Annotated in this window: 10 protein-coding genes; 9 read left to right on the top strand and 1 reads right to left on the bottom strand. The window is 57.5% G+C overall.

From position 1 onward, the window contains the following. Positions 1-3 precede the first annotated feature (3 nt). Positions 4-339 (bottom strand): hypothetical protein, encoded by a 336-nt coding sequence (locus tag KF784_18760; GenBank protein ID MBX3121107.1) that lies wholly within the window; start codon positions 337-339, stop codon positions 4-6. A 252-nt stretch (positions 340-591) separates the two neighbouring features. Here KF784_18760 and KF784_18755 point away from each other — a divergent pair, with 252 nt between their 5' ends. The 9 genes from KF784_18755 to KF784_18715 all read left to right on the top strand — a co-directional run. Next, complete coding sequence (locus tag KF784_18755) at positions 592-1,239, top strand: TIGR00266 family protein (protein ID MBX3121106.1); 648 nt, start codon at positions 592-594, stop codon at positions 1,237-1,239. 174 nt (positions 1,240-1,413) lie between these two features. After that, positions 1,414-2,547 (top strand): M48 family metallopeptidase, encoded by a 1,134-nt coding sequence (locus KF784_18750; protein MBX3121105.1) that lies wholly within the window; start codon positions 1,414-1,416, stop codon positions 2,545-2,547. Positions 2,548-2,561: 14 nt separating this feature from the next. After that, positions 2,562-3,050, top strand: a complete 489-nt coding sequence (locus tag KF784_18745) for a metallophosphoesterase family protein (protein ID MBX3121104.1) — start codon at positions 2,562-2,564, stop codon at positions 3,048-3,050. Positions 3,051-3,232: 182 nt separating this feature from the next. Then, positions 3,233-3,574, top strand: a complete 342-nt coding sequence (locus KF784_18740; protein ID MBX3121103.1) for a TRL-like family protein — start codon at positions 3,233-3,235, stop codon at positions 3,572-3,574. Between the two features lie 257 nt (positions 3,575-3,831). Next, entirely contained in the window at positions 3,832-4,422 is a 591-nt protein-coding gene (locus tag KF784_18735; protein MBX3121102.1) for an outer membrane beta-barrel protein, read from the top strand. A 154-nt stretch (positions 4,423-4,576) separates the two neighbouring features. Further along, entirely contained in the window at positions 4,577-5,086 is a 510-nt protein-coding gene (locus KF784_18730) for a DUF3015 domain-containing protein (GenBank protein ID MBX3121101.1), read from the top strand. Positions 5,087-5,146: 60 nt separating this feature from the next. Next, on the top strand, positions 5,147-7,048 hold the full coding sequence (locus KF784_18725; protein ID MBX3121100.1) for a DUF4105 domain-containing protein: 1,902 nt from the start codon (positions 5,147-5,149) through the stop codon (positions 7,046-7,048). Between the two features lie 14 nt (positions 7,049-7,062). After that, complete coding sequence (locus KF784_18720) at positions 7,063-7,824, top strand: alpha/beta hydrolase (protein ID MBX3121099.1); 762 nt, start codon at positions 7,063-7,065, stop codon at positions 7,822-7,824. Positions 7,825-8,040: 216 nt separating this feature from the next. After that, the coding region (locus KF784_18715; GenBank protein ID MBX3121098.1) for a VacJ family lipoprotein at positions 8,041-9,018 on the top strand (978 nt) is incomplete at its 3' end.

The raw sequence follows: 9,018 nt of genomic DNA, 5'->3' as shown, positions 1-9,018 counted from the left end.
AGCTCATGTGGTCGACGGTGCCTCCGGAGGATTGGTAACTCCGTGCGTCGCCCGGAGTTGGAGGCGAATCGCTTCACGAAGCTGGTATTGAATCGGGTCGTCAATCACGCGCCGAAAGCGATGATCGAGCTCGGCTTCCAATTCGGCGAGGGTCTTCCCGCTTGCATCACCGGCCTCGCCTTCCACGTAGACGGAGGGGATCCCCAGGCGCTGGAGTCGGGCAAGGGTTGCTTCATCCAGTTCCGCGCCGATGGGGAGCACGACCAGGCCCGTGCTGTTGGTGACAGGCTTGGCCAGGATCATCCCCGGCGCGAGTTCTTCGATCACGACGCGTTTCATGTGGCTGGTCTATGCTGGAGCGAACGGTGCCAAGAGCCTGATACGGTAGTTTCCTATCGGTTGATTCCGTCCGAATCTGAAGAGGAGGAGGACGCCGATAGCGGAGCGGGTCGAGGCCGGTCCGACGGCATTCTGCCGTTGGCTTGACAGGATGGGGGACATTCCACAGAATTATGCCGGTCATCAGGGGCTGTGGTTTCACGAAGGGAGCGATCGATGAAGTGTGAGATTCTGTATCCCGGGGCATTTCCGATGGTGCGGGTGTATTTGGACGCCAACGAGACAGTGAAGGCCGAATCCGGGGCCATGGTGGCTGCCTCGCCGACGATCGACATTGAGAGCAAGATGGAAGGCGGATTCCTGGGCGCGTTGTCACGGAAGATGTTGAGTGGCGAAAAGTTTTTCTTTCAGACCCTCAGGGCAAGCCGCGGGGCGGGCGAGGTCTTGCTGGCGCCGACGGTGCCCGGAGAGATCGTCTTACTGGAGCTCGACGGTGTGAATGAATACATGGTGCAGAAGGACGGGTTCCTGGCAGGCGCGGAGGGCGTGAAGATCGAGAGCAAGATGCAAAGCTTGACGCGTGGGCTGCTGGGCGGAGAAGGGTTTTTTATTTTGAAGATCGGCGGGGCCGGACAGCTGGTTCTCAACAGTTTTGGAGCCATTCATAAAATCGACCTGAAGCCGAACGAAGAATATATCGTCGACAACAGCCACCTGGTGGCTTGGACTTCCACCACGACGTACAATATCGAGAAGGCCTCGTCTGGCTGGATCGCCAGCCTCACGTCTGGTGAAGGGTTGGTATGCCGCTTCCGCGGTCCCGGTGTCGTATACATTCAAAGCCGCAATCCCGGCAGTTTTGGAAGTTGGATACGCCAGTTCATCCCCGTCTCGGAATAGCGGCTGAATGGCGGGCGCTGAAAACGCCTGCCAACTTTGTTCTCGGTTCGAAAAAATCCTCAACGTACCCCAGAGGGTACGCCTCCGGTTTTTTCTCGCCTGCGGTCGCGTTGGCCGCCGTTTTGAACGCCCGTTTCACAGACAGGATTTTTTCATGAGGAAAGTCGAAGTCCGATGAATCCTATTCCCAACGCGCTCTGTTTCGGTGATGACCTGCCGGCCTCAGGCGCGCCGTGCGTGGTGGTGGTCTTGGCGGATGGCCTGCGTGTCAGTCCGACGGGCACTGCTCCGCTTGTGGATCAGGTCGTGGCCTTTGCAGATATGTCGGTCGAGGCCGGTGGATTGGACCATGATCAGCTGGTGGTGTCGTGGGGCGATGGCTCGTCGCGCAGGACCGTGTATCTCAAAGATCCGGCCTTGATCGTCGCGTTTCGCCGCGCAGCCCCGTCGCAGTTGACGGCACCTCTTGAGCGGGCTGCTGAGCAGGTCCGGCGCGCACGACACAGCCATCGTCTGCTGTGGAGCAGTGTCGTGGGAGTCCTGATCGGCCTGGTCCTGTTCCTGTGGTTCGGGTCCGATCTGGTCGTCGAATGGGCGGTCGCCCGAATTCCCCTCGAGTGGGAACAAAAACTCGGTGAAACGGTGTACCAGGACTTCCTGTCCAAGGAGACAGTCCTGAAGCAAGGTCCGGCGGTCAGCGCGGTTCAGGAAATGACGCAGCGGCTGACTGAGAAGATTCCCAACAATCCCTACAAATTTCAGGTGTCGGTGGTGCAGAGCCCCGTGGTGAACGCATTTGCCTTACCCGGAGGTTATGTGGTCGTGTTTACCGGTTTGATGAACAAGGCAGAAAGCGGCGAGGAAGTTGCCGGGGTCTTGGGCCATGAGTTGAACCATGTGCTGCAGCGGCACGGGCTGGAGCGTATGGTCAAAATGCTGGGGTTGGCGGCTGTGGTCGGCATTGTGTTGGGCGATCAACAGGGTGTGCTTGGCCTGGCAAAACAGTTGGGTATGGAGTTGGCGACGCTGAAGTTCGGTCGCGAACAGGAAACGGAAGCCGATCTCACCGGCCTTCGGCTGCTCTCCGATGCGCGGATCGCGCCGGACGGCATGATCCGGTTTTTTGAACGCCTGTCTGAGAAAGACAAGGAACGTGTCGAGCTGTTCTCTACCCATCCCATGAGCGCGGCCCGCGCGGAACGACTGAGGGCCGAACTGGCGGCCTTACCCAAACGGCTACCGAACCCGTTCACCTTCGAGTGGAAGCAGGTGCAGGATTCGTTGAGTTCATCCGAGCAAAGGAAATAGGGCCGGAGCCTCTGATGCGCATTGGGGTGATCTCGGATACGCACGGATTGTTCGATCGGGCGATCCTGCGTCAATTTTCCGAAGTCGACCATATTCTGCATGCTGGTGATATCGGCCGGGGGGATGTCCTCGCGCAGCTCCAACGAATCGCGCCGGTGACGGCGGTCTCCGGCAATGTGGACGGATTCGAAGCAAGCGGCGTTCCGGTCGAGCAGCTCGTCGAGTTGGTGGGCCATCGAATTGCGATCACCCATCGTCTGTATGAAGGCGGGCGGCTGACGGAAGACGGGATGGATCTGTTGGCGCGCCTCCGTCCAGCGGTGTGTGTGTATGGGCATACGCATCAGCCGAAGGCCGAATGGCGAGACGGGGTATTGTTGTTCAATCCGGGTTCCGCCGGGCCGAAGCGGTTTCACTTGCCCCGAACGGTAGGAGTGCTCCTGCTCGAGCACGACACCGTTGAATCGCACCACATCCTCTTGGCCGATCGCGCGGAGATATAGGTGGAGGATATCCTCGAACGGCGGGATAGCCTTCTCAAATATGCATTGCGATTGACATTCGTGTGAGCCGTGAATATAGTGGCCCCATCGTGGGCCCATATGCCTAAGAAAATCCCACAAGTCTTCAAAACCGTTCGCGTTCGGTGTCCATTCAATGTCAACCACAAAGGGGGGATGTCTGTATGAAACGTATGCTGATGTCGTTGGGCGTTGTTGCGTTTGCCGCGTCACTTTATGGCTGCTCTAGCTACGGCGGGTACACGCAGCCTGCTGGAATCCATCCCCATGGATGGATATTCTCCGAAACCACCTCTGGAAGTATTTTGAATGACAATGGTGCTTCTCCATCCAAGACAGGTAAGTCGTGCGGTACAAGCATCCTCGGCATGGTAGGGACGGGTGATACCACTGTTGAAGCGGCTATGAACAATGGTGGCATCAAGAAAGTTGTATATACGGAGCAGTACATCAAGAACATCTTGGGTCTGTATATTGAGGTCTGCACCATTGCGAAGGGGAACTAGTCAGTACTGAACCCATCCCTTTCTCATCACAAAAAGCGTGGACGGATAAATTCCGTCCACGCTTTTTCCATTTTTCTAAGTGAAAAGAGTTTGAATGGGATGTTTCTACTGGTAGGAGACCTCAGGGACGAAATTGATGCACGAATGAAAAAGGGAAGTGGTCTAGTATGAACCAACGGACTGCCCTTTGCTGCCTGCTGAATAAATTTCTCATAACTGGAAGCCTTGTAACTGGAGGGTTTGTCCAGCATCATGTTGTGTGGCCGTACCCTGTTCATGCGGCAGAATCCGCCGATGTCTACCTGGGCCTGGCGGTGGTGGGTGGGTTTCCTGAGGATCGGGGTTTGAATCTTGGCGGGCAGGGCGCCCAGAAGGTCACGTTATACAACAGCCTTGGCGCGGGGGTGCGAATTGGCATTTTCCCGGAGTTCACCCGGAGGATCGTAGGGGTCGAAATCGAATATTTTGGAACTAATGGTAGGCTCTTGGCTGCAACCACTGGGAACAACGGCAGAGGAGAGGCTACAGCGGGACTGACCGTTACGAACAGTATGACCAACCTCATTGCCAGAAAACCTGACGGCGAGTTTCGCCCTTATGCCGGTGTTGGTGTGGGATACTCTTCGGCGATTTTCCATGGAGCGAATTTCCCGGGACGAACGAATCAAGACTTCGATTCAACTGCTGCGTTCTCCTATCAACTGATGGTGGGGGTCCAGTATAGTCTGAGCGGACGCACCTTCCTTTTCTCCGAATACAAACGGGTGACGGCCAACTTTCACTGGAGCGACGTATCCCTCGATTACCATGCGCATCACGCCCTAGCGGGGATTGGATGGATTTTCTAGCCAAGAGGGATTGTGCGGAAGGAGGGGCAAGTTGATTCCCCTGTTTCCTACAGATTTTTTTGCTCTACATGATTGCGAGCGTTGGCTATAATGAGCCCGTTATTCATCGGGACCATGGGGTGGAGTCATTCACTTGTGTAAAGGAGGAGGACTTATGCTGAGACAATTGATCGTTGCGTTGGGTGTGGTGGCGGTGGCGTCGCAGGCAGGGTTGGCGATGGCGGCCAATCCTGATACCGGACCAGGTTGTGGTCTTGGGAAACTGGCCTGGGCGGACTATAAGAACCAGAAGAACATTGCGCCGCAGGTCATGATGGCTACGACCAACGGCACCTTCGGCAGCGGCACGTTCGGCATTAGTTCCGGGACTTCCGGGTGCACGAACGACGGGCAGGTCTGGGCGGATCAAAAGACCACCATGTTTGCGCTCCTGAACTTTGAGAATTTGACGCAGGAAATGGCGCAGGGGAAAGGTGAACACCTGGCTTCCCTGGCGACCCTGATGGGCGTACCAAGCGAACAACATGCGGCCTTCTTCGCCTTGACCCAGGAGCGGTACACCGCGCTGGTGCAGGACGGTGAAACCGCATCGGTCGCGCTGGTGAAGACGTTGAATGACGCGGTCTCCAAGAGCCCTGTCCTCGCCCAAGTCGTCAGCCGCTAATTCATATCCGACCAGGGCTCCGGTCATCGACCGGGGCCCTGTGTTGTTCTGCTCCCGATCGTGCAACTCCTAACTATCCTGTTGGCCGCCTGTCTCTGGGCAATCCCTGCCCTGGCGGAGGAGCCACCGTCGCCCTATCTTTCGCACCTGCTTCAGCGGGCTCACGACGCGCATCTGGCTGATGAGCGTGAGTGGCATTTGTTGCTTCACTATCGCGCGGATCTGTTCGGCGGCTATACGAGCGAACAAGACGAACCCGGATTTTTTCTTTCTCCCAAAGGCAAGACCGATCCTCAGGCCGAACTCGACGCCACCCTGACTCAATTCTTTTCACCGGAGTTGGTCGGTCGATCGAAGCAGCCGGCTCAATGTGCCTTTGTGGCGCGGTATGCGTGGCTCCAAGATCGTCTTGGTTTTGATCCAGGCCAGCTTCCGCCCATGCCTTGCGAGCGCTTCGAACGATGGATTGAAGAGTTTCACGCTCGGTCTATTACGCTGGTGTTTCCATCGGCCTTCATGAATAACCCGGCGTCCATGTTCGGCCACACGCTGCTCCGGATCGATCAGGAAGGGCAGACGCCTCAGACGCGTATCCTCGCCTACACCATCAATTTCGCCGCCGATGTCCCGAAGGACGAAGGCCTGGCCTATCCCGTGCGGGGTATTTTCGGTGGGTATCGGGGGTATTTTTCGACCATTCCCTACTACCTCAAAGTGCAGGAGTACCGGGACATGGAGAATCGCGATATCTGGGAGTACCGGCTGAATTTTGGCGAGTCGCAAATCCGACGATTGCTGATGCACGCGTGGGAATTGGGGAACGCCTCATTTGATTATTTTTTCTTCAAGGAAAATTGTTCCTACCATCTCTTGTCTTTGCTGGAATATGCCGACCCCTCCCTTCACCTGACCAAGCATTTCGGCTTTTGGACCATCCCCGCGGATACCGTGCGCCTGCTCGCCGCTCAACCGGGATTGGTGACCGATATCGCGTTTCGTCCCTCCAGGGTCACACTCATTCGCCGCAAGCGGGAACATCTCACGGCTTCTGAACATGAGTTGGTCAAGCGAGTCGTACGCGATGCGGCATCCGCCCAGTCTGACGATGTGCGGAGCTTGCCGTTGTCGCGCCAGGCCTTTGTCTTAGATGTGGCATCGGACTATGTGCGGTATGCGGGTGAGCGGGATGAGACACAGGCGGCAGCGGCCCGCGATCACAATCGGCAGATTCTGACCGCACGGAGTCTTCTCCGTATTCCTTCGGAAGATCTGTCGATTCTCCCCTTTGCCAGGCAGCCGGATGTGGGACACCGCACGTCTCGCGCGTCGCTGGGAGGAGGCTGGCGTAATAATGAGACGTTCGAAGAGATCTCCGTCCGGGCCGCCTATCATGATCTGCTCGATCCGGAACCCGGGTATACGCCGGATGCCCAGATCGAAGTGGGCTCCCTCAGCCTGCGCCACTACAACCGGGCCGAGCAGACGCGAGTTGAGCGGGCGACCGTGATCAATGTGTTGTCGTTGTCTCCTATCGACGGCCTATTTCGTGCGCCATCGTGGAAATTGAATCTGGGCATGCAGACCATCAAGCACCGGTGGTGCGAGCTCTGCAGTAACTGGAGTGTCAACGGCGGGATCGGCGCGTCGGCCGAAACGCATCTGTTGCGGCGCGAAGTCTTCTTTGCCTTTGCGGAGGTGGAGGGGAACTACAGCCGCGCCTATGAGGAGCGTCATCGGGTCGGAGGTGGTGCGTCGGTAGGTTTCTATGCCGACCTTGCCGAGCGGTGGCGGCTCCTCGCGTCGGCCAGCTATTTACGGTATGCGTTAGGTGAGACGTCCGACGATGTGCGCTGGTCGGTGGGGCAGCGGTATACGCTCGCGCAGAATTGGGCGCTTCGTCTGGAATACAGCCATCGGGATCATGACAACGATGTATTGTTCACCGTGCAGGCGTTTTTTTAGAGCGTAGAACTCTCATGAGTCTGCTCGATCAATTTTTCGTCTATCATCCGCATCCGTGGGAAGAGCGTGATTGGTCCACCGTCGGCGGTGTGCCGTTGGAGGATGTCTGGTTTCAGGCTGCCGACGGCACGAAACTGTTCGGTTGGTATGCGGAGCAGTCGGCTGGTTCTGCGGTCTTGCTCTGGTGCCACGGCAATGCCGGCAATATGACTCACCGGCTGGAGAATCTGCGTGCCTTGCATCGGCTCGGCCTGTCCGTGTTTCTCTTCGACTATCGCGGGTACGGGAAAAGTCAGGGACGTCCGACTGAAGATGGGCTCTATCAGGATGCGATCGGGGCCTATGACTATCTCACGCGTGTTCGTCGAATTAGGCCGGAACGCCTCGTCATTTTCGGTCGCTCGTTGGGCGGGGCGGTGGCCGGAGAACTGGCAACGCAACGCCCGGCGATGGGACTCTTGTTGGAATCCTGTTTTCCTTCGATTGAGGCAGTGGCGCGCCACCATTACCTGGGCTTGCCGGTCCATTGGTTGCTGGGGGCTTCGTTTCGGCTGGAAGATCGGTTGCCCCATCTGTCCTTGCCCAAGTTGTTTGTGCACGGCGATCGTGATGACATCATTCCGATTGAATTGGGACGACGGGCCTACGCTGCCGCAAAATCGCCGAAGGAGTGGTATGTCGTGCAGGGCGCCGATCACAATGATGTGCCGTCAGCTGGAGGGCGGGCCTATTTTACGAAACTGTTTGCATTTATTTCGGGCGTGATCGGTCGATGATGGAGCACTCCCTGAGCTGCCGCTTGTGTGTTTTTTCTATTCATGCGCGGATCGCTTGGTAAGATGCATCACGTAGAGCGAGCGCGTCCCCTGCTACGGGTGTTCGGAAGACGGCACCTCGTCTGGCGAGTGCAGGAACATTCTGGTAGAGTGCGACCGCTTGCTGCGGTGGTCATGTGCGGCGGGGAACGGCGTCTGGTGTAAGTGCAAGGAGGCATGGTGCAGCGGACAGGCGTGAGCATGACGGGGTTTGTGAGTGCGGTGTCTGTGGTGGCGCTGTTGTCGATGGTGGGATGTGCCGGTTGGCCAGGACGACCGACAGTGAATACCGGTTCGGAAGAACGGCTTGTGGCATCGGAGAAGCAGTCGAACGCGCACTCCGAATCGGCTGAGCGGGCCCTATCTCGCGTGGCATCACCACAAGTCCTGCTGATCGCCAACGCGGCCGTTCCGGCCGAGAAGAAGGCCCCGGATCTCGAGCCGGCCGAAGACCCGTTCTACGATCCGTTTGCGAATGGCGACGAGCCGCCGGGAGGAGAGGAGTACGACCCCTGGGAGCCGCTCAACACCAAGGTATTCGAGTTTAATCGTCAGGTGGACCGGTGGGTGCTCAAGCCGGTCGCGCAGGGATATAACAAGGTGGTGCCGAATCCCGTGCAAATCGGCATCAGCAATCTCTTCTACAACATCCGCTTTCCCTCGCGGCTCATCAACAATCTTGCCCAGGGAAAACTCTCCGGCGCCGGGACCGAAGTCGGCCGGTTTTTGCTGAATAGCACCTTCGGGTTGGGCGGGCTGGTCGATGTGGCCAAGTACATGGATATCAACACGCCGGAAGAGGATACCGGCCAGACGCTGGGATTTTACGGCGTGAAGCCGGGGCCCTACCTGGTGTTGCCTTTTCTTCCGCCATTCACGCTCAGAGATTTTTTCGGGTATGTGGGCGATATCGCGCTGAACCCCATCAACTGGATGGTCTTTCCCCTTATCGAGGTGAACGGCATTCCCTCGCTGGTCGCCCATCATAACCGGACGACGTCTACCATCGCACAGACTGGTAGCCGGGTCGAAGAAATCCTGAATGACCGCTCGTTGAATTTGGAAAAATTTCAGGGGGTGGAGGAAGCCACGCTGGATTTGTACACGGCCGTCAAAAACGCCTACATCCAGAAGCGGCGGAACGCGATCCGGGAA

The organism is Fimbriimonadaceae bacterium (genome assembly GCA_019638775.1).
Classification (GTDB): Bacteria; Armatimonadota; Fimbriimonadia; order Fimbriimonadales; family Fimbriimonadaceae; genus JAHBTD01.
Note: the sequence above shows the minus strand (reverse complement) of the source record. Positions and strands in the feature narration are given on the sequence as shown.